The sequence below is a fragment of the Mesorhizobium montanum genome (assembly GCF_033977145.1).
Taxonomy (GTDB): domain Bacteria; phylum Pseudomonadota; class Alphaproteobacteria; order Rhizobiales; family Rhizobiaceae; genus Mesorhizobium; species Mesorhizobium montanum.
Genome location: NZ_JAVIJF010000002.1, coordinates 1 through 19469 on the forward strand (window position 1 = coordinate 1; position 19469 = coordinate 19469).

At 63.5% G+C, this 19469-nt stretch carries 19 protein-coding genes and 1 other RNA gene; 12 read left to right on the forward strand and 8 right to left on the reverse strand.

From position 1 onward, the window contains the following. Positions 1-171 precede the first annotated feature (171 nt). The gene (locus RFM68_RS02405; RefSeq protein WP_320231058.1) at positions 172-483 is read right to left on the reverse strand and encodes a DUF2853 family protein; all 312 of its coding nucleotides are present in this window, start codon (positions 481-483) and stop codon (positions 172-174) included. 168 nt (positions 484-651) lie between these two features. On the opposite strand from RFM68_RS02405, the gene ssrA reads away from it, so the two are divergent. Beyond that, positions 652-1012, forward strand: a transfer-messenger RNA (tmRNA) gene (gene ssrA, locus RFM68_RS02410). A 141-nt stretch (positions 1013-1153) separates the two neighbouring features. Continuing rightward, positions 1154-1285 carry a hypothetical protein gene (locus RFM68_RS02415; protein WP_320231059.1) on the forward strand — a complete coding sequence of 44 codons (132 nt, stop codon included), beginning with the start codon at positions 1154-1156 and terminating at the stop codon, positions 1283-1285. Between the two features lie 43 nt (positions 1286-1328). On the opposite strand, the gene RFM68_RS02420 is transcribed toward RFM68_RS02415, so the two are convergent. Further along, positions 1329-2534, reverse strand: coding sequence for a multidrug effflux MFS transporter (locus tag RFM68_RS02420; protein ID WP_320231060.1), 1206 nt, complete (start codon positions 2532-2534; stop codon positions 1329-1331). Positions 2535-2722: 188 nt separating this feature from the next. Here RFM68_RS02420 and RFM68_RS02425 point away from each other — a divergent pair, with 188 nt between their 5' ends. The 4 genes from RFM68_RS02425 (at position 2723) to RFM68_RS02440 (ending at position 4502) form a co-directional block, all read left to right on the forward strand. Further along, positions 2723-3406, forward strand: a complete 684-nt coding sequence (locus RFM68_RS02425) for a TetR/AcrR family transcriptional regulator (protein ID WP_320231061.1) — start codon at positions 2723-2725, stop codon at positions 3404-3406. 116 nt (positions 3407-3522) lie between these two features. Then, the gene (locus tag RFM68_RS02430) at positions 3523-4053 is read left to right on the forward strand and encodes an SspB family protein (RefSeq protein WP_320231062.1); all 531 of its coding nucleotides are present in this window, start codon (positions 3523-3525) and stop codon (positions 4051-4053) included. A 9-nt stretch (positions 4054-4062) separates the two neighbouring features. Beyond that, positions 4063-4260, forward strand: coding sequence for a DUF4169 family protein (locus tag RFM68_RS02435; RefSeq protein ID WP_320231063.1), 198 nt, complete (start codon positions 4063-4065; stop codon positions 4258-4260). An 8-nt stretch (positions 4261-4268) separates the two neighbouring features. Further along, positions 4269-4502 carry a ribbon-helix-helix domain-containing protein gene (locus tag RFM68_RS02440; protein WP_320231064.1) on the forward strand — a complete coding sequence of 78 codons (234 nt, stop codon included), beginning with the start codon at positions 4269-4271 and terminating at the stop codon, positions 4500-4502. Positions 4503-4505: 3 nt separating this feature from the next. On the opposite strand, the gene RFM68_RS02445 is transcribed toward RFM68_RS02440, so the two are convergent. Then, entirely contained in the window at positions 4506-6308 is a 1803-nt protein-coding gene (locus RFM68_RS02445; protein WP_320231065.1) for a chloride channel protein, read from the reverse strand. A 186-nt stretch (positions 6309-6494) separates the two neighbouring features. Between RFM68_RS02445 and RFM68_RS02450 the strand changes: the two genes are divergently transcribed. Continuing rightward, on the forward strand, positions 6495-6923 hold the full coding sequence (locus tag RFM68_RS02450) for a MarR family winged helix-turn-helix transcriptional regulator (RefSeq protein WP_320231066.1): 429 nt from the start codon (positions 6495-6497) through the stop codon (positions 6921-6923). Positions 6924-6957: 34 nt separating this feature from the next. On the opposite strand, the gene RFM68_RS02455 is transcribed toward RFM68_RS02450, so the two are convergent. The 3 genes from RFM68_RS02455 to RFM68_RS02465 all read right to left on the reverse strand — a co-directional run bounded on the left by RFM68_RS02455 (position 6958) and on the right by RFM68_RS02465 (position 12988). Further along, positions 6958-10887, reverse strand: a complete 3930-nt coding sequence (locus RFM68_RS02455; protein WP_320231067.1) for an AsmA family protein — start codon at positions 10885-10887, stop codon at positions 6958-6960. Positions 10888-11068: 181 nt separating this feature from the next. After that, entirely contained in the window at positions 11069-11566 is a 498-nt protein-coding gene (locus RFM68_RS02460; RefSeq protein ID WP_320231068.1) for a hypothetical protein, read from the reverse strand. Positions 11567-11569: 3 nt separating this feature from the next. Next, positions 11570-12988 carry an FAD-binding oxidoreductase gene (locus RFM68_RS02465; RefSeq protein ID WP_320231069.1) on the reverse strand — a complete coding sequence of 473 codons (1419 nt, stop codon included), beginning with the start codon at positions 12986-12988 and terminating at the stop codon, positions 11570-11572. 154 nt (positions 12989-13142) lie between these two features. Here RFM68_RS02465 and RFM68_RS02470 point away from each other — a divergent pair, with 154 nt between their 5' ends. Both RFM68_RS02470 and RFM68_RS02475 read left to right on the forward strand, forming a co-directional pair. Continuing rightward, positions 13143-13628: a thioesterase family protein gene (locus RFM68_RS02470; protein ID WP_320231070.1), complete on the forward strand. Its 486-nt coding sequence runs from the start codon at positions 13143-13145 to the stop codon at positions 13626-13628. Positions 13629-13777: 149 nt separating this feature from the next. Further along, complete coding sequence (locus tag RFM68_RS02475; protein ID WP_320231071.1) at positions 13778-13975, forward strand: hypothetical protein; 198 nt, start codon at positions 13778-13780, stop codon at positions 13973-13975. A gap of 4 nt (positions 13976-13979) precedes the next feature. On the opposite strand, the gene RFM68_RS02480 is transcribed toward RFM68_RS02475, so the two are convergent. Further along, positions 13980-14471 (reverse strand): Lrp/AsnC family transcriptional regulator, encoded by a 492-nt coding sequence (locus tag RFM68_RS02480; RefSeq protein WP_320231455.1) that lies wholly within the window; start codon positions 14469-14471, stop codon positions 13980-13982. An 88-nt stretch (positions 14472-14559) separates the two neighbouring features. On the opposite strand from RFM68_RS02480, the gene RFM68_RS02485 reads away from it, so the two are divergent. Then, positions 14560-15471, forward strand: a complete 912-nt coding sequence (locus tag RFM68_RS02485) for an EamA family transporter (RefSeq protein ID WP_320231072.1) — start codon at positions 14560-14562, stop codon at positions 15469-15471. Positions 15472-15480: 9 nt separating this feature from the next. Here RFM68_RS02485 and RFM68_RS02490 read toward each other — a convergent pair whose 3' ends face one another. After that, positions 15481-16398 carry a dienelactone hydrolase family protein gene (locus RFM68_RS02490; RefSeq protein WP_320231073.1) on the reverse strand — a complete coding sequence of 306 codons (918 nt, stop codon included), beginning with the start codon at positions 16396-16398 and terminating at the stop codon, positions 15481-15483. Positions 16399-16609: 211 nt separating this feature from the next. Between RFM68_RS02490 and RFM68_RS02495 the strand changes: the two genes are divergently transcribed. After that, positions 16610-17047: a hypothetical protein gene (locus RFM68_RS02495; protein ID WP_320231074.1), complete on the forward strand. Its 438-nt coding sequence runs from the start codon at positions 16610-16612 to the stop codon at positions 17045-17047. A 339-nt stretch (positions 17048-17386) separates the two neighbouring features. Then, positions 17387-19456 (forward strand): putative bifunctional diguanylate cyclase/phosphodiesterase, encoded by a 2070-nt coding sequence (locus RFM68_RS02500; RefSeq protein WP_430694812.1) that lies wholly within the window; start codon positions 17387-17389, stop codon positions 19454-19456. The last annotated feature ends 13 nt before the right edge of the window (positions 19457-19469 follow it).

The following is a 19469-nucleotide window of genomic DNA, read 5'->3' on the forward strand; positions in this document are numbered from 1 at the left end:
CTAGGCCAGCGCTCACATATCCGCGCGCAAAAGGCCGGACATATGAGCGCAAGCGATCCGATCAAATCATCTCCAGCCAAAGCCTTGCAAGCAGGGGGCCGTCCACATATGAGCACCGGAAGCGCAGAGAGCCGCGCTAGTCGGTCGCCAGAGTAGAATTATCAAAAGGCCTTAGAGCGAGCCGAGTTTGCCGAGGTCCTTCGCGACCAGGTAGTAGAAGGTCACACGGTTTTTGCTGTTGTCGGCGTGCATCGCCTTGCAGGTCTTCTCGATCGACGCATTGGCCTTTGCGGCATCCGCGATGCCGAGCTTCTTGCCGATCCAGTTCTCCCGCACCCGGTCGAGCTCCTTCGGGTCCGTGCAGGACACCAGCGAGGAATCGCGGTTCCTGAGCGCAATGCCCAGATGCTTGACGATTTTATCGACCACGTCGGCGCTGGCGCCGGCATCATATTTCTTCACATCCGCAAGATAGTCGGCCATCAAACTTCCCCTCGTCGGCGCCACGGATCCGGTCGATGAGGCTTGTGGCGCGCCGCGCAACCTGTGCGCTAGGTCAGAGACTCCTCACCGCGAGCGAGATTTGATTGAGTAGGCGCGCAAGTCAACCCTTGGCTGTGCAGTTTGGCATAGCCGGATAAGCGCCGGTTTGGCCTTTCTTTTTCCGTTATCGGTCCCTATATCTGTTGCGTCGGCTTGACCGACTATGGCGATAAACAGGCGATGAAATAAGCCGTTCGGACCCGGGGGCGGTACCCGGCGCCTCCACCAAAAACCGCTCTGGCTGACGGAGCGGCTTTTGCTGGGGGCGAAATAGGATCGACGAAGGTGTAAAGATCGTACTTTTGCCCGGCATTGTACCACCGTTATCGGGCTAAACTTATAGTTGCCAACGACAACTATGCGGAAGCTCGTCTCGCTGCTTAATGCGGCGCGAACGCTTCAAATCAAGCCCTAGGGGTTCGCACTTCTAGGCGGGGTTCGGAGGTACCTGGCAACAGAAACCTCCACTTCTCCCCCTCTTGACTTCTTTCCAGACCAACCGAACGGCCCAGGCTCGTCCGACGTGCCTACGCGGCTACGCGCGCAGTGTCTTTGTCGCGCCGCCATGGCCGGAGATCTTTGCCCAGGATGAAAGCGCACATTCCGCTCGGTGACCGGCGTCTATGCCGAACTCGGCTATGAACTGGTCCCGTTGCCGCTTGTGCCGGTCGAGGAACGGGTGCGCTTCGTCCTCGATCAAGCAGGCTTGATCCTCGATCAAGCAGGCTTGCGACGGACATGAAAAAGGCCGGGCAAACCCGGCCTTTTCGTTGTCTTGAGTATCCCTATTCCGCCGGCGCTTCGACCGCCTCTCGCGCGCGGCCGAGTGTCAGCTTGGCCAGCGTGAAGGAGATCACCGCGCAGAGCGTGATGCCGGCGACCATCGGCAGCGGCGTGCCGTCGAAGAAGATGCCGGCGACGCCCATGGCGAGCGCGCCGATGGCGAAATGTAGCGTACCCATCAGCGCCGAGGCCGTGCCGGCGATCTCGCCATGCTCTTCCATCGCCAGCACCGAGGTGGTCGGGATGACGAGGCCAAGGAAGCCGTAGCCGACGAACAGCAGGGCAGCCATCACGTCGAGCCGGTCGACGCCGGAGGCCATGATCGCGAACAGCGCCACCATCACCGTGGCATAGCCGGTGACCGCCACCCAGACGATGCGCTTCAGCCCAAAACGATCGGCCAGCAGCCCGGTCAGCTGCGACATGCCGATGAAGGCGACCGCATTGATCGAGAAGAACACGCTGTAGACCGACGGCGACAGGCCGTAATGGTCGATCAGGATGAAGGACGAGCTCGACAGATAGACGAAGAAGCTCGCAATGCCGAAGCCTGCGATCGCCGTCAGGCCGAGGAAGTTGCGGTCGCCCATCAGGTAGCGGTAGCCGGCCAGCGCCGTTCCGAAGGACGAGTTGGCGCGTTCCTCCGCCGAGCGGGTTTCCTTGAGTGAGGTGGCAAGCAGGATGGTGGCTAAGGCCGCCGCACCTGTCACCGTCCAGAACACGGCGCGCCAGCCGAAGCTCTCGATGATCTGGCTGCCGGTGAGCGGCGCCAGGATCGGCGACACCGAGAACACCAGCATCAGGAGCGACATCAACTTGGCGGCCTCGTTGCCGGTGTGCAGGTCGCGCACGATCGCCCGCGGCACCGCCATGCCGGCGCTGGCGCCGAGCCCTTGCAGGAAGCGGAAGGCGATCAGCCACTCGATGGTCGGTGCCATCGCCGAGCCGACGCCGCCGACCATGAACAGCGCCAAGCCCGCGTAAAGCGGCACCTTGCGCCCGACCATGTCGGAGATCGGACCGACGACGATCTGGCCGAAGCCCATCGACAGGAAGAAGATCAGCAGGCTCATCTGCACGGCGGCGGTGCCGGCATGCAGGTCCTCGCCGATCGAAGGCAGCGCGGGAAGATACATATCGATTGCGAACGGGCCGATTGCGGACAACAAGCCGAGCACGACCGCGATGCGGAGGAATTTGGGACTCATGATAAGGCTCTTTTCGGATCTGGTTGCCGCCGCGAAATATCGGCGTCTGAACCCAGGACGTTCCATCCTGCGGAAATCCTACGCCTGAGAGCGAATTTATTCGTCTCGCCAGCGCGGATTTCCCATCGTTGTGTCCACAAATTTAGACAGGCTTGTCCAATTCGTCAATCACCGCTATATAGGTTTTTATGAAGCTGGCCGTTTCTCCTGACACTTTCCCGCCACGCAGCCATGAGGCCAAGCGTGTGTCGGTGGTCGATGCGGCCGCTTCGGTTTTCTGCCGCGAAGGTTATGCCGGCGCCAATATCGACCTGATCGCGGCCGAGGCCGGCGTTTCACGGCAGACCGTCTACAACCATCATGGCGACAAGGAAAAGCTCTTCGTAGCCGTCGTGCGCGACCTGACGGAGCGCTGCAATGCCGGCATCTTCGCCACCATCGCCAGCTTCCCCGACCAGCCCGCATATCTCGAAGCCGATCTGATCGCCTTTGCCGTGCGCATGAACCGCAATTGCATCTGCAACCGCGATGGCCGTTTCCTGCGCAAGCTGATCCAGGCCGAAGGCGAGCGTTATCCGGAGCTGTTTGCCGAATGGCGCGAACAAGGCCCGGGCCGCACCTGGTCGGCGCTTGCCGCTCGCTTCGCCCGGCTTGCCTTCGCCGGCCACCTGTCGATCGGTGATCCCGACGTCGCGGCGCGCCAGTTCCTCGCCCTCGTCAATGCCGAGCTTCAGATCACCTTTATGCTGGGCGGTGCACCGACCGAGGAAGAGGTGCTGCGCTCCGCCACAAACGGCGTGCGGACCTTTCTCAGCGCCTTCGCCAAGAAGAAATTGCCAGCCGGCAAACAGGCAGTGCTCGTTCACGCCTGAACGATCAAATCGCCGACACCCCTCTTGGCCTCACGGCTTTGCGCCTATATGCGGTTTACGCCGCGCCCAAGCTTGATTACAGCTATACGGACGATTCAACGGAATCCGACCATCAGATGGCCGACGACCACATCCGCTACGACATTCTGGCCCAGGAGGCTCTGCGCGGCGTCATGCGCAAGGTCCTGGCCGAGGTCGCGCGCACCGGCCTTCCGGGCAATCATCATTTCTTCATCACCTTCCTGACCGGGGCGCCGGGCGTGCGCATTTCGTCCAGGCTGCGCGAGCGCTATCCGGAGCAGATGACCATCGTCATCCAGTTCCAGTACTGGGACCTGAAGGTGACGGATGCCGGCTTCGAGGTCGGGCTCTCCTTCTCCGACGTCCCGGAAAAACTCGAAATCCCCTTCTCCGCCGTGCGCGGCTTCTATGACCCGTCGGTCAATTTCGAGCTCGAATTCGACGTCAAGACGGAGAGTGTTGAAGACGAGGCCGCCGCTCCGGCTGCCGAACCGATCGCCGTCGTCCCCGAGAAGAAGGCCGAAACGAAGAAGAAGGCTGCCGAGGTCGAGAAGAAGCCGGCGGTCGCCGAGACCGACGGCAAGGGCGCCGACGTGGTTTCGCTCGACGCCTTCCGCAAGAAGTAGCCCGGCGCTATGGGCGAGGTCGTCAGTCTCCGCCAGGCCCGCAAGCAGAAAGCGCGCATCGAGAAAGAACGCCAGGCAGGCGAGAACCGGGCGCTGCATGGCCGCTCGAAGACGGAACGCGAGCGTGACCGGCTGACATCCGAAAAGGCCGAAAAATTCGTGGCCGGCCACCGCCGCGAAAAGCCCGACGACCCCGGCGAGCGCTGAGTCCTGCAATGGCTGCGGTCGAAAAACGTTCGGTAACGATCCGCGGTCACCGCACCAGCTTTTCCCTGGAACAGCCCTTCTATGACGATCTTATCGCCATCGCCGCGGAGCGCTCGCTGTCGCTCGCTGCTTTGGTCGCCGAGATCGATGAGACGCGCACCCGGGACGCCAACTTGTCGTCCGCGCTGAGGCTCTACGTGCTGGCCTGGGCAAAACGCGGAGGCGCGAAATACCGAGGATGATATCTAAGCCGAATCGCTGACGCTTTGCTCAGCCTTGCGCCTGGCGCCGAAACTGAGCAGCGCCGAACGGTCGCGCTCCTCCGCCAGCTTCTTCGAGCGCACGCGCATCAAATCCTTCCATCCGACATAGCCGACAAGCCGCGCATCCTCGCGCGAGACGACCGGCAGATGAGAGACATTGGCAAGCAAGAGCTTGTCCGAAAGCCCTTCCAGATATTCGTCCGGATGTGCCAGCGTGACCTTGCTGCCGGCGAGCAATTCGCCGAGCGTCGCCTTACGGTGCATGCCGGCCCGCCGCCAGCGCAGGATCGCTGGCGGATCGATGACGCCGAGCACATGTCCCGCCTCGTTGATCACCGGAAAACTCGGATGCCGCGTATCCGGAGCGGTCAGGAAAGCTGCCGCGCCGTGCAGCGTCATCGTCGCCGGCACGCTCTCGACCTTGGTCGTCATCACTTCATTGACCCTGGTCAAGGCGAAAGGATCGACGCGATATTCGCGAACGAGATGGTGCCCACGCCGCGCCACCTTCTCGGTCAGGATAGAGCGCTTCATCAACAGCACGGTGACCGCATGAGCGGTGGCGCAGGCCGCGATCAGCGGCACCAGAACATGCGTGTTGCCGGTTAGCTCGGTGGCGAAGAAGGTCGCGGTGAGCGGCGCGCGCATGGTGCCGCCCATGGTCGCGGCCATCGCCAGCAGCGGCCAGAAGCCGGGGCTCGCTTCGGGCAGGATGCCCGACAGCACCGCTCCCATCGCTCCGCCCATGATGAGCAGCGGCGCCAGCACGCCTCCAGAGGTCCCGGAGCCCAACGCAACGGACCAGATGACGGCCTTCACCACCAGAAGCAGCAGCGCGGCGGTCGCCACCGTGCGGCCGTCGAGCATGTTGGCGATGTTGTCGTAGCCGACGCCAAGCGCGTGCGGCTCGATCAGGCCGCCGATGCCGACCACCAGGCCGCCGATCATCGGCCACCACATCCAGTGTATCGGCAGCTTCAGGAAGGCATCCTCGCAGGCATAGACCAATTGCGTCAGCAGGCCAGAAAGAAGTCCCGAGGCAATGCCGATCAGCACCCAGCCGCCCAACCCGGTGACCGATGCGTCCATGCTGCCCGAGAACGGAAAGATCGGACCCGGCAGGTGCAGCAAGGTGCGTTCGACTTCCGCAACGATCGCGGCGACGGCGACCGGAATGAAGCTGCGCGGCGTCCATTCGAACAGGAGCAGCTCGACGGCGAGCATGATGGCGGCGATCGGCGTGCCGAACACGGTCGTCATGCCGGCCGCCGCGCCCGCCACCAGCAGCGTCTTGCGCTCATTGTCGCTGACCGGCAGCATCTGCGCGATCAGCGAGCCGATGGCCCCGCCGGTCATGATGATCGGGCCCTCGGCGCCGAACGGTCCGCCCGAGCCGATCGAGATCGCCGACGACAGCGGCTTCAGCACCGCGACCTTGGCGTCGAGCCGCGAGCGTCCGAGCAGGATCGCCTCGATGGCTTCGGGAATGCCGTGGCCGCGGATCTTCTCGCTGCCGAAGCGCGCCATCAGTCCGATGATCAGCGCGCCGATCACCGGCACGATCACGGCGGCAAGCCCAAGCGGCGTGTCCTCGAGCCTCAGTTCGGTCAGCGAGAACTGGCCGAAATAGGCGATGTTGGTGGCAAGCCGGATGAGCTTCAAGAGCACGATGCCGGCAAAGAGCCCGGCCGTCGCCACCACCACGGCGATGGCTGCGATGAGCAGCACGCGCGGATCGGTCGTGAAGTCGCGAAGATGGCCGTTGCCGGCGTGAGCGGATTTCATGTGAGAGCCTGAACTTTCTGGCGGCGTAAAGGCCGCCCTGTCTTCGGCGGTTCATATCGTAATACGATATAATGCTTCAAGGCCGTTTTCGATCATCGATCCGCGTCATTTTGGACAAGGATCGCGTCGGGCCCCGACTTTTGAAAAGAGTTTGAGCTTTGACGGGAAAGAGCCATAAGTCGGGCAATGACGCCATCGAAACCACGCCCCGCCATCAGCCAGGCCGACTACCAGCGGCTATCCCAGTTTCGTTATCTGATCCGCCGTTTTCTCGAATTCAGCCAGATCCAGGCGAATGAGGCGGGCCTCACGCCGCGCCAGCACCAGGCGCTGCTGGCGATCAAGGGATTTCCCGGTGGCGGACCGGTGGCGGTGGGCGATCTCGCCGAGCGCCTGCGCATCCGCCACCACAGCGCGGTGGAACTGGTGAACCGCCTTGCCGAGGCAGGCCTGGTCATTCGCGACCAGGACAAGAGCGATCACCGCCGTGTCTTGCTGCAGCTCACCCCTTTGGCCGACGACCACCTGGCCGACTTGTCGGCCGCGCATCTCGACGAGCTTTCGCGTATCGAGCCTATGCTGCAGCGTTTGCTCCCGCGCCGGGGAGAGTCCTGAGCGTCGCGGCGGCGTTTCGCTTGACGGATGACACTCAACCGCCGTCGAGCGATTTCAAAAGATTGTCGATCGTGAACGGATTGGCTTTCGGCTTCGCCGGCGCTGAAGCCGAGCCGTCATTGACCCCGGGGAGCGACCGGTCGACCTTTGGCGCTTGCTCGGCAGCCTTGCGCTCGGCCTCCAGCTTCGTCTGCTCGGCCTTCTTGCGACCGGCCTCGGCCTGCGCCTTGGTCGCTTCGTCCGCGGCCCGCTGCTCTGCCTCGGCCTTCGCCTGTGCATCGGCCTTGATCTTGGCGTCCGCCTCGGCCTGAGCCTTGGCGTCGGCTTCCGCTTTGGCTCTCGCCTCTTCGTCCGCCTTGGCCTTCGCGTCGGCTTCAGCCTTTGCCTGCGCCTCCGCTTCGGCTTTCGCCTTGGCTTCGGCCTCGGCCTTCTGCCGTGCCTCTTCCTCTTGCCGGCGCAATTCTTCGGCTGCGTTGTCGCGCTCGGTCTGAAGCGACGCATAGTAGCGCGCTTCGCGCCGCAGCCGCTGCTTTTCCAGGAGCGCCGCCTGCATCGCCTCGACCCGCTGCTGTTCTTTCTCCAGAGCGCGTTGCGTCAGGAACTGCGCCAGCGGACCGCTGTCGAACTGGGGCGCGGTCGCCCCGAGCGGGCCGGCCAGGCTGAAATTGACGGCCGGTTCGGAGCCGACCAGCGCCTCGTCGCCGGGACGGTAGGTCAGCGCCCCCTTTGCCGTGACGGTGCTTGTGTTGAGATCGGCGGTCACGTCGGCGGACAACGTCGCCCCCGGATTGTCGAGGCTGATCGGCGGCGCCCGCAGCGTGCCGTTGGCGACGGAGAAGGCCATATCCGTATCGCCGGCGACGAAGCTGCCCTCCCCGGCGATCTGCGGCGCGAAGTCCGCCGTCCTGGCCGTATCGATATCGCGTCCGATCGCGTCGGCCTTGGCGACGATGGCGGCAAAGCCGTCCGGATTGATGCCGTCCACTTTCAAACGCTTCAGCGCCGCGGTACCGGACCCGGACAGGGCGGCAATCATGGCATCGACCGATTTGCCGCTGGTCGACAGCACCGCTGATAGGTCGCCGCTGCCGCCGATGCCGGCATCGGGCAGGACAGCGGAAAGATCGCTGCCGGCGAGCCTCATCTGGCCGGAGAACAGGCCGGTGCCCTCCGTGTTCTTCAGGTCGAACAGCCCGGTCAAATCGCCGCCGTAAAGCTTCGCCTTGAGGTCTGAGACATGAATGCCTTCGCGATCGAGCTTCAGCGAGAAGGCCGCGTCATGCGCCGTGGCGAATGGCCCGACGGCGAGCGCCGATGTGTTGAGATCGAGGTCGGCGTTGAACGGCAGGGTAGACTTCTGACTGAACGGCGTCGTCGGCCATCCGCCCTTGGCGGCAGCGAAGGACTGGTCGCCGAACAGCGAGACAGCCAGCGGATCGAGGTCGAGTTCGTCGAGCGCCAGCGCCCCCGCAAGGTGCGGCAGGCCATCCTTGGCATCGATGTTGACGTCGCCGGACACCGCTGCCTTGTTGATCGAACCGACGAGACCACTCAGCACCAGAAGCCCGTTGCCGAAATCGGCATCGGCCGCCAGCAACGTCGAGGTCCCGGTCCCCATGCCGGGCAGGCCGACACCGGTCGTCATCAGCCACGGCTCGATATCGGCGGCGTCAAGATTGACCTTGCCTTTCGCGGTGGCGCCTTGCGCCGTCTCGGCCACGGTTCCGTCGAAACTCGCCTTGAAGTCGTCGGCCGTCAGGTTGAAGCTGGTCGCGAGACCGCCGGCAGCCGAGCCTTTCGCCGAGATGTCGGTGCTGGCATGGCCGAGCATGCCGAGCGGCAGCGCCGGCAGGCCGTAAAGCGCGAGCAGCGTGGTGGCGTTGTCGTTGCGGGCGTTGAAGGTGATCGATACCGGCGCATCGAGCAGTTTGTCCACGGTTCCTTTGCCGGAAAGCGAAGCCGAGAAGGCCGAACCGCCGGCTTTGCCCTGGGCTGAGAGCGCGAGCCCGGTGCTGCCGTCGCCGTTGTCGGCGGCGCTGGTCAACAGATCGATGCGCGCATCCTGGAACAGTTCGGGATAGGCCGCCGCCCGGCCGGCCAGGCCCTTGAGCACTGCATTGTCGGGATAATGCTGGGCCGCGACATCGATCAGCGGCTTGAGGTCCACCGCCACCACGGAGGCGTTGAGCTTGCCTGTCGGGCTCTGCGGAAAATCCTTGACCCGGCCCGTTGCGCTGATCGAGGCGCCGGCGAGACCGCCGATCGAAAGCCGATCGATCTCGAGCAGGCCCTCGCGCAGCCGCAGCGCCGTATCGACGCTGTCGGCGCTGAGCCCGCCGGCGCTGACCGGCCCCGCCTTGATCTGGAAATCGAGATCGCGATCGGAAAAGCGGTTGGCACCCTTGTCGCTGATGAAGATCGAGGCGAAGGCCGCCAGCCCGTCCAGGTCCATTTCGCCACCCGTCAGCCGCATCAGCACCGATGGCTTGGCGCCGTCGGGCTGGCTGGAATCGATACTGCCCGAAAATTTCGCCTTGCCGAGGATGAGTTCGAGATCGCTGAACGACTGCCGGTTCTCGTTGAGATCGACCTTGGCCTTGAAGCCTGCCGCGGGCAGCCGGCGGATGGCCTCGTCGACATCCTTCGACAACCAGGCGGCAAAGCCGGAAGGCTGTCCGACGGCCAACAACAACGAGCCGGTGAAGCCGAAATGGTCCTCGACGCTCAGCATGCCGTCGGCTTCGAGCGTCGTGCGGCCCGGCAGCGTCGCGGCAAGCGACTTGACCGACCAGCCGCCATCGACCGGCTCGGCCGACAGCCGTACGTCGCGCACCGTCGTATCGCCCGCCACCACCGCCGGCAGCCGGACCTCGAGCGTGCCCGGTATGGTTGGCTTCGGCATGTGCTGCAGCGTCTGCTCGAATGCCGCGATGCGTTGGTCGAGCGTAAAGCCGGCTCCGGCGGCCCCGCCGACAGCCTCGTCGAACTGGACCTGCGCGCCGCTGGCTTCGACCGAGAAATGCGGCTTCAGGCCGAGATCGACCGAGGCCTTGCCATCGGCGGTATAAGGACTGTCGAGCGGCCCGGTCTCGAAGCGGAACTCGTCGACATTGAGCTTCTGGTGATCGAGCGCGAACTTGCCGTTCAGTCGGAAACCCGGATCGGGCTTGCCGGTGCTGATCTTGACCGGCTCGCCATCGCTGCCGCGCAGCTCGGTCGAATTTCTGTCGTCACCGGAAATCTTCAACTGGCCGGAATAGACCGCGGCGCCCTTGACGATGCTGGCATTGCCGTCGGTCTCGATGATCAGCGGATAGGCATCGGGATCCGCCTTCAGCCTGAGCCGTATTTGGCCGTCGGGTTCCACCTTGCCGGTCGAAGCCGACACGTCTGTGCGCATGCCGTCGAAGCGCAGCGTCCCGTCCATCCGCCAGGGGCCGATGAGCGCTTTGGCGGAAATCGTCGAGTTGATCTCGGAGATCAGGTGGCTGCGCCCGCCGGCGGCGTGGCGCAGCTCGATCTGCCCCTCCGTTATGGTCAGCTTCTCGATCGCGATCTGCCCGGGATCGAGCCGCGTCGAGGGCCGGATCGCCCAGTCGACCGTGCCGTCCCCTGCGACATCGATGATCGCCTTGGGATGCACCAGCCGCATGTCGAAGATCAGCACCTCGCCGCGCAGGAAAGGCGCAAGCTCCGCATCCATGGAGAATGTCTCGACCGCCATTGCCGGCTGGCCTGCCGGGCCGCCCGCCACCTCGACATTCGAGAAAGTCACCGACGGAAACGGCAACAGCCGCGCCGTCGCATCGCCCTTCACCGTCACCTTGCGGCCGAGGATAGCGCTCGCCTCGCGCTCGAAGTCGGCCCGGTATCCCGTCCAGTCGATGAAATACGGCACCACCAGCGCTGCGCACAGCACCAGCACGAACAGGCCACCGAAGATCACGAACAGGCGGGCGAGCATCTGTTTCCCGGGTTGAAAGTCAGCCGCACTCTACCCGCATCCGCGTGTCGATAAAGAGGCAATTCCATTAGCAACGGCCAGCAGTCCAGGGCAATGTCCGCTGTTGCGCGATTGCTCGCGGCCGCGATATCTCTTTCCCGACCATCCCTGCCCGAACGGTCATGTCCCCGGCCGCCGTATCCTAATGTCCTATCGCTTGAATCAATGCGGCGAAGACTGCGCCTTGGCGCACGCTTACCGAGAAATCCCTGGCGATGAATTCGACCGTCGAATCGTGAAACGTCAGGATAAAATGCCGATAGCCTGAAAACAGCCCGGGAAAGTGGGACGGATGAACCCGGTTTGCTTTCTCGAAGGACGCTATCCACGAAGAATTTCGAACTTCGAATGCGGAATAGGATCGTAGGCCCAATCCGTAGAGCCGATGCCCGGCGATGGCTTCGTCGTTAGGCGGGCCGAATTGAACAGAGAGATATGGCTCCGCCGTCAGGATCGCGACGGACTGGTCATCGGTCGCGGGCGAAACCGCGCGGGGATTCGTGCCGTCGAATGTCGGGTCCGGGACGTTGACAAGATAGGCGATCAACAGCCGCCGTTCATCCGCGAAGACATGTGGCAACGGGGCGCCTGCCGACGATAGCGGCAGGTCGACCGGCGCCAGGCTTTCGGTGGCGGGCATGACCTAACGACCGGGCCCCGGCAAGATCTTGCCCGGGTTCAAGATGTTGTGCGGATCGAGCGCCTGCTTGATCGTGCGCATGACATCGACGCCATGACCGAGTTCGTGGCGCAGGAAACCGACCTTGCCCTGGCCGATGCCGTGCTCGCCGGTGCAGGTGCCTTCCATGGCGATGGCGCGCATGTTGAGCCTGGCGACGAATTTCTCGGCAAGCGCGATCTCTTGCGGGTTGTCGACATCCATCAGCACCAGCACATGGAAATTGCCGTCGCCGGCATGGCCGACGATCGGTGCCACCAGCCCCATCTCGGCAATGTCGGCCTCGGTTTCGGTGACGCATTCGGCAAGCCGCGAGATCGGCACGCAGACGTCGGTCGACAGCCCCTTGGCGCCGGGGCGCAGTGTCAGCGACGACCAGTAGGCGTCATGACGCGCCTTCCAGAGCTTGGTGCGCTCCTCGGCGACGCTGGTCCACAGGAACGGCCCGCCACCCTGCTCCTCGGCGATCATGCCAAAAGTTTCGGCCTGCTCGGCCACGCCGGCGTCGCTGCCGTGGAACTCGACGAACAGGCACGGGCTTTCCGGATAGTCGAGCTTGGAATAATTCTTCATCGCCCGCATCTGCAGCGCATTGACCAGTTCGATGCGCGCCACCGGTATGCCCATCTGGATGGTCGCGATCACCGTGTTGCAGGCCGCCTCCAGGCTGGGAAACGGGCAGACGCCGCCGGAGATCGCCTGCGGAATGCCCTGCAGCCTGAGCGTCAGCGAGGTGATGATGCCGAGCGTACCTTCGGAGCCGACCAAAAGCCGCGTCAGGTCATAGCCGGCCGAGCTTTTCTTCGCCCGTTTGCCCGTCGTCACCGCCTCGCCGTCGGCCATGACGGCGGTCAGCGACAGCACGTTCTCGCGCATGGTGCCGTAACGCACGGCGTTCGTGCCTGAGGCACGCGTCGCCGCCATACCGCCGAGCGAGGCATTGGCGCCCGGATCGATCGGAAAGAACAGGCCGGTGTCGCGCAGGTGCCGGTTGAGGTCCTCGCGCGTCACCCCGGGCTCAATGGTGCAGTCCAGGTCCTGCGGATTGACCGAAAGGATGCGGTTCATGCGCGAGGTATCGATGGAAATGCCGCCACCCGGCGCATTGGTATGGCCTTCGAGCGAGGAGCCGACGCCGAAGGCGATGACCGGCACGCGGTGGACGGCGCAGGCACGCACGATCTCCTGCACTTCCGCCGCCGTCTCGACGAAGGCGACGCCGTCCGGCGCCTGGGTCGGGATATAGGTGGTGGTATGCGCGTGCTGGCTGCGGATCGATTCGCCGGTCTGAAACCGTTCGCCAAAGCGCTGCTTGAGGATGCCGAGCACCGCGGCGATGCCTTCCTCGTTGCGTTCGACGGGGTTGAGGTCGCTCAAAGCCATGAATTCCTCCGCGAATGGGCCAGCGGTCGCCCTTGTTAAGCAGCTATGGATGATGCCTAAAGCAATTCCAGGAAAAGTGTGAAACGGTTTTCCGTCGGGAATTACGAGAACCTCACCAGCCACGCCCTATCCAGCGACGATCAAGGAAAACCAAATGACGATCCCCGCACCGATCATTTCCGCCCCGTTGGCGATCGAGAAGGACTGGATCGACTATAACGGCCATCTCAACATGGCCTATTACAACGTGCTGTTCGACCACGGCTCCGACGAAGCGTTCGAAGTGATGGGTGTTGGTTCGAGCTATGCCAGGGAGCGCCGTCTCAGCATCTACACCGCGGAAGTTCATGTCTGCTACGTGCGTGAGCTGCATCTTCACGACACGGTCAAGGTCTCGCTCCAGCTCATCGACCATGACGACAAGCGGTTGAGAACCTATCAGGAAATCCGCCATGTCGACGGCTGGCTCGCCGCCACATCCGAAACGCTGTCGCTGCATGTCGACATGGAAGGACCCAAGGTCGCTCCCTTCCCCGCCGATGTGCTTGCCAGGATTGAAGCCATGCGCGCCGCCCATGCGTCGCTGCCGATGCCGGAGCGCGCCGGCCGTTCGATCGGCATCAAGCGCAAGAGCGCTTGAAAGCCCCCCGTCGCCCGCGTTAACCTTACCAAGGTTTTAACGTGAACAAGCCACTTGAGTCCCATTGAACGACTCAGTGGCGCGTTCGAAAACCGCCGTTACCGGGTTTGCGCGCGGGCGGCGGGCGGAATGCGGTGCGAGGACAGTGCATGAAAACCGACATCAAGGTCGAGGTGGAGCGGCTGGCGGCCGACTCGCGCATCACCGACTATGATTTCTGGCGATCGCTGAAGAACGTCAACAATGAGATCTTCCACATCGCCAACAACAACGAACCGATCCCCTTCGACATGATCCGCTGGCGTGCGATCCTGCAGCAGGCGCGCATGAGGCGCGGCCCCGCTTGATCCGCTATCGCTGCCCCATCACTTCTGCTTGAAACCGCTGAGGGGGGGAACGCGGCTCGATCGGCGATGACTGGATGATGCCGGTGTTGGTCATCGCATAGGGAATGATCCGGTCGATCACGCGCTCGAGTTCGGTCACCGAGCCGACATGGGCGAGCGCGATGAAGCAGTCCTCGCCGGTCACCCGGTCGCATTGCGCGATTTCCGGCAGTTCGCGAATGATTTCCGCCACCACCGAAAGCTGTCCCGGCACCGGCCTGATTCTAAGCCATGCCGACAGTTTCAGCCCGAGCGCCGCCGGGTTGATTCTGACCGTATAGGCCTCGATCACGCCGTTCTCCTGCAGCTTGCGGATGCGCTCCGCCACGCTCGGCGCCGACAGCCCGACCGCGCGCGCCAGCTCGGCCGTGCTGATGCGCGCATCCTTTTCCAGCAGTCGCAGGATCTTTAAATCCACGGCGTCCAGATCTGAATTTTCATTTCGAAGGTTTTTCAAGCTCAACCTCTTCTATAAGAAAGCGAAATGGCGAGTAGGCCGTTCATCATATATGTAATTTGCGAGTTTCGCCTGCGATAATGCTCGCATGAAAGCTCAAACGCAAACTCCAACTGCAAACGAAGCTGCCGGCGAGGCCCCGCGCCCTGCCCTTTCCGGATTGGCCACCGCGTTGCCGCCGCATGTCTGGTTCTGCGTCAGCGCGGTGTTCCATTATCTGGGACCGGCCTTCGCGGTGCTGCTTTTCGATCAGGTCGGCGTGCTCGGCATGGCTTGGCTGCGCATCGCCACCGCCGCCCTCATCTTCGCCCCCTTGACCAAACCCTGGCGCGTTTTCGCCCGCGCCGATCGCGGTCGGCGACTGCTGCTGCTGGCCTTCGGCGTCTGCCTGGCGGTGATGAACTGCTCGTTCTATCTGGCGCTCGACCGCCTGCCGATCTCGCTGGTGGCGGCGATCGAATTCGTCGGCACGATCGCAGTGGCGCTCGTTGGCCTGCGCAGCCGGCGCAACGTCGCGGCGCTGGCCGTTGCCGTTCTCGGCACGCTGCTGCTCATCGACGTGAAATGGTCGAGCGACCCGGTCGGCCTGTTCTGGGCGTTTTTGAATGGCGCCCTGTTCGTCGGCTATATCGTCATCGGCCACCGCGTCGCCCAGGCCGGCGTCGGCATTGCCGGCCTCGGCACCGCCATGGCGATCGCGTTCCTCATCGTTTTGCCCATCGGCTTCAGCGAGGCAGTGCCGGCCTTCTCCACGCCGCAGCTGTTGATCGCCGCGATCGGCGTCGGCGTCTGCTCCTCGGTCATCCCCTACATCTGCGACCAACTCGCCATGGCGAGGCTGCCGCGCGCGAGCTTCGCGCTGATGCTGTCGCTCCTGCCGCTCACGGCAACGCTCATCGGCGTCATCGTGCTGCGTCAGATGCCGGGCTTCACCGATTGCCTGGGGATCGCGCTGGTGATCGCCGGCGTCGCCTTCCACAAGCCCGCGGCCAACACCTAAACTGCTCGACTATGCCAGCTTCTCCTTCAGGAAAGCGATCGTCCTCCCCCATGCGAGATCGGCGGCCTTCTTGTCATAGCGGGCGGCCGAGGTGTCGTTGTTGAAGGCGTGGTTGGCGCCGTCATAGACATAGACCGTGTATTCGACATGCGCCGTATCGAGCGCTTTCTTGTAGGCATCGATGCCGGCATTGGTCCTGCTGTCGAGGCCGGCATAGTGCAAAAGCAGCGCCGCCTTGATCTTCGCGGCATCCTCGGCCTTGGGCTGCATGCCATAATAGGCGACGCCGGCGGCGAGGTCGGGCGCATGGACGGCAAGCTGGTTCACCGCCCCGCCGCCCCAGCAGAAGCCGACCGCGCCGACCTTGCCGTTGCCCTCCTTGAGGCTCTTGAGGTAAGCGACTGTCGCCACGCCATCGGCCGCGACCTGGGTGGCGTCGAGCTTGGTGAACATGTCGCGCGCCTTATCCTCGTCGGACGGCGTGCCGCCGAGCGGCGACAGGAAGTCCGGCGCCAAGGCGACGAACCCCTCCAGCGCCACGCGCCGGGCGACATCGCGGATATGCGGGTTGAGGCCCCTGTTTTCGTGGATGACGACGACGGCGCCGAGCTTGCCGGACTGACCGGCCGGCTTGACCAGATAGCCCTTCATCTCGCCGCTGCTGCCGCGATAGGTGATGTTCTCGCCCTTCACCCGGCTGTCGTCCTCGGCGACGATCGCCGCCTGGGCGGAATTCGCCGCCAGCATCGGCGCGATCGCGGCCGCCGCGGCGCCTGAGCCCGCCAGTTTCGTCAGTTGCTCCACGAAGCGGCGCCGGTCGAGCGTCAGATGCGTATATTCGTCATAGGCATCGATCATCGCCTGAGTGATGACAGGCTGAGTGATGGCAGGCTGCGTGATGACGGGCTTGGCAACGGGTTTGGTCATGGCTCTCCTCGACGGCGATTGGGACGATTGGCAGGTCGATCCGCAAGATAGGGTCGAGATTTGCACGGACCAGTCACGCGTGATGACGATCCGGAGAACCGCGGATCGCCCATCACATATTGGTCATTTCCGAAAGGCTTGATGGTGCTGTCACATTAGGAAGCAAAGCTGCGAGTGCAGCTTTGATCCAAACGACGAAAAGGGGAATGCCATGAATGTCCAGGACATCGTCAACACCGTCTCGCAAAAGGCAGGACTTGATGAGCCCACCACCGAGAAGGTCGTCGGCACCATCTTTTCCGTGCTCGATCACGAGGCCGAAGGCACCAGCGTTTCGTCTTTCTTCGCCCAGATCCCCGGCGCCGACGCGCTGGCGCAGAAATATGACGTGATGGCCGCCGGCGCGGCAGCCGGTTCGGGTGGCGGCCTATTATCGTCGCTGCAGGGCGCGCTTGGCGGCGTGCTCGGCGAAAAGGCCGGTGCGCTGATCAACGGAATCGCCGCCCTCAAGGCTTCCGGCCTCGACATGGCGCAGATCCAGAAGGCCGGCACGACGCTGATCCAGCAGGCGGAAGCCGCCGCTGGACCGGATCTGACCAACCAGGTGCTGGACCAGGTGCCGAGCCTGAGAGGCCATCTCGGGCTTTGAAGCGTTCCGGACGATCTTGAGCGGATCAGTCATCCGGCAGTGGGGCTGATTTCCGCTTTTTGTGAAGAAATATCGATATTATGCACCATCACTACATTATCATACACATTTTGGAAACCATCCCCTGAACACCCCTGGCGCGCCTTCATGCAATTAACCACCTATTAGAAGTTGCGCATCAGGTTGCGGACGGAATTATCGGTATCCGCATTGGGGGCGGCTGCCAACGCCTGTGTCATGCCCCTCGCCGCAACGAACAGATGTCCGCCAATGGACACCGGGCGATGACTTGACAAGGCGGAAGGTCCGGCACCTCCGATCGAAAAGGGCTATCCGGCCATGATGCGCGTCATCTCCTGCGTGACTGTCGACCACAATTTGTGGCTCGTCCTGGTCGCGGCGCTGGTCTGCGGCGCGGGCTCCTGGGCGACCATCCGGCTTTTCCTGCGTGCCCACGAAGCCAAGGGCTTGCAGCAGGTCGGTTGGCATTTCCTGACCTCGGTCTGTGCGGGATCGTCGATCTGGTGCACGCATTTCATCGCCATGCTGGCTTACGATCCCGGCGCCCCGATTGCCTTCGATCCGGTGCTGACGATCGCCTCGCTGTTTATCGCCATCACCGGCACCGCCGCCGGCTTCATCGCGGCGACGACCCACGCGCCGCGCGTTGCCCCGATCGTCGGAGGCGTCATCGTCGGCCTCGCGATCTCTGGCATGCACTACACAGGCATGGCCGCCTATCATGTCGACGGCATCGTTGAATGGAACACGACCTATATCGCCGCCTCTGTCCTGCTTTCCGTGGTGTTTGCCTGCCTTGCCGTCAGCGTCGCACTGAACGAACGGCTGTCCGGCCGCAACTATTGGGGCGCGGCCGTTCTGGTGCTGGCCATCGTCAGCCTGCATTTCACCGCGATGGCGGCAGTCCAGGTGACACCGCTGGCAACGCGCGGCGCCAGCACCGATTCCCTGGCGCTGCACGCCATGGCGCTCGGAGTCGCCGTCGCCGGGCTGATCATTATCGGCACCGGCCTTGCCAGCTATCTGATTGATGACCGGACGCGCTCGGAAGCCTTTCAACGCCTGCATCACCTGGCGATGAACGACACGCTGACTGGCCTGCCCAACCGGGTGAACTTCAACGATCATCTCGACCGCGAGATCGACCGCGCCCGCGAACTCGGCGGCAAGGTGGCGATCGTCGGCATCGATCTCGACCGGTTCAAGGAGATCAATGATATCTGGGGACACGGCGCCGGCGACCAGACGTTGAAGAACCTGGCCGAACGCATGAGCGCGCTGCTGCAGGAGGGCGAGTTCGTTGCCCGCCTCGGCGGCGATGAGTTCGCCGGCGTCAAACGCATGAAGAGCCAGTCGGACCTTGTCGATTTCATTTCGCGCCTCGAAGCGGCACTCTTCGCGCCGGTCAGGTTCGGCGATGTCGAAACCGCCACCGGCGCCAGCCTCGGCGTCGCCATTTACCCTAGCGACGCGCACGATCGCGAAACGCTGGTCAACAATGCAGACCTCGCCATGTATCGCGCCAAGGCGAACATAACCCAGAACGTCTGCTTCTATGAGCAGGCCATGGACGAAGCCGTCCGCGCCAACCGCACACTGGCCAACGATCTGCGCGACGCCGTCGAGAACGGTCAGCTCGACCTGCACTATCAGGTTCAGACTTCGGTCTCGACCGGCGACATTCGCGGCTACGAGGCGCTGTTGCGCTGGAAGCATCCAACCAGGGGCAATATTTCGCCGGCCGAGTTCATTCCGCTGGCCGAGGAAAACGGCCTCATTCTGCCACTCGGCGAGTGGGTGTTGCGCACAGCTTGCGCCAAGGCCGCCTCATGGGATCATCCATACAAGGTCGCGGTCAATCTCTCTCCGGTCCAGTTCGCCCATGCCGACCTGCCGAAGCTCGTCCACGAAATCCTGCTCGATACCGGGCTGCGGCCGAACCGGCTGGAGCTCGAGATCACCGAAACCACCATCATCGCCGACAAGATCCGCACCTTGAACATCCTGCGGAGGATCAAGGCGCTGGGCGTCACCATCGCCATCGACGATTTCGGCACCGGCTATTCGTCGCTGGAGACGCTTCGCGCCTTCCCGTTCGATAAGATCAAGCTCGATCGCTCCTTCATGTCCGAGGTTGAAACCAGCCCGCAGGCCAAGGCCATCATCCGCGCCGTGCTGGCGCTCGGCCAGAGCCTCGACATCCCGGTGCTGGCCGAAGGCGTCGAGACGCACAGCCAATTGTCGATCCTGCGTGCCGAAGGCTGCAACGAGGCGCAAGGTTTTCTGCTCGGCCGCCCGGCGCCTTTCGGCGAGATCCTCGCGCTGGGCCATCGCGGCGAAGCCGAGCTCGCCGAAGTCCCGCAACCGATCCGCCAGGCCGTTGCGTAGGCGATAGCGCGCC

Excerpts from the sequence above, each read along its gene's own strand:
- RFM68_RS02500 (WP_430694812.1), top strand. The coding sequence starts at position 17,387 with ATGATGCGCGTCATCTCCTGCGTGACTGTCGACCACAATTTGTGGCTC.
- RFM68_RS02485 (WP_320231072.1), top strand. The coding sequence starts at position 14,560 with ATGAAAGCTCAAACGCAAACTCCAACTGCAAACGAAGCTGCCGGCGAG.
- RFM68_RS02465 (WP_320231069.1), bottom strand. The coding sequence starts at position 12,988 with ATGGCTTTGAGCGACCTCAACCCCGTCGAACGCAACGAGGAAGGCATC.
- RFM68_RS02495 (WP_320231074.1), top strand. The coding sequence starts at position 16,610 with ATGAATGTCCAGGACATCGTCAACACCGTCTCGCAAAAGGCAGGACTT.
- RFM68_RS02470 (WP_320231070.1), top strand. The coding sequence starts at position 13,143 with ATGACGATCCCCGCACCGATCATTTCCGCCCCGTTGGCGATCGAGAAG.
- RFM68_RS02450 (WP_320231066.1), top strand. The coding sequence starts at position 6,495 with ATGACGCCATCGAAACCACGCCCCGCCATCAGCCAGGCCGACTACCAG.
- RFM68_RS02425 (WP_320231061.1), top strand. The coding sequence starts at position 2,723 with ATGAAGCTGGCCGTTTCTCCTGACACTTTCCCGCCACGCAGCCATGAG.
- RFM68_RS02440 (WP_320231064.1), top strand. The coding sequence starts at position 4,269 with ATGGCTGCGGTCGAAAAACGTTCGGTAACGATCCGCGGTCACCGCACC.
- RFM68_RS02455 (WP_320231067.1), bottom strand. The coding sequence starts at position 10,887 with ATGCTCGCCCGCCTGTTCGTGATCTTCGGTGGCCTGTTCGTGCTGGTG.
- RFM68_RS02435 (WP_320231063.1), top strand. The coding sequence starts at position 4,063 with ATGGGCGAGGTCGTCAGTCTCCGCCAGGCCCGCAAGCAGAAAGCGCGC.
- RFM68_RS02460 (WP_320231068.1), bottom strand. The coding sequence starts at position 11,566 with ATGCCCGCCACCGAAAGCCTGGCGCCGGTCGACCTGCCGCTATCGTCG.
- RFM68_RS02490 (WP_320231073.1), bottom strand. The coding sequence starts at position 16,398 with ATGACCAAACCCGTTGCCAAGCCCGTCATCACGCAGCCTGCCATCACT.
- RFM68_RS02445 (WP_320231065.1), bottom strand. The coding sequence starts at position 6,308 with ATGAAATCCGCTCACGCCGGCAACGGCCATCTTCGCGACTTCACGACC.
- RFM68_RS02475 (WP_320231071.1), top strand. The coding sequence starts at position 13,778 with ATGAAAACCGACATCAAGGTCGAGGTGGAGCGGCTGGCGGCCGACTCG.
- RFM68_RS02420 (WP_320231060.1), bottom strand. The coding sequence starts at position 2,534 with ATGAGTCCCAAATTCCTCCGCATCGCGGTCGTGCTCGGCTTGTTGTCC.
- RFM68_RS02405 (WP_320231058.1), bottom strand. The coding sequence starts at position 483 with ATGGCCGACTATCTTGCGGATGTGAAGAAATATGATGCCGGCGCCAGC.
- RFM68_RS02430 (WP_320231062.1), top strand. The coding sequence starts at position 3,523 with ATGGCCGACGACCACATCCGCTACGACATTCTGGCCCAGGAGGCTCTG.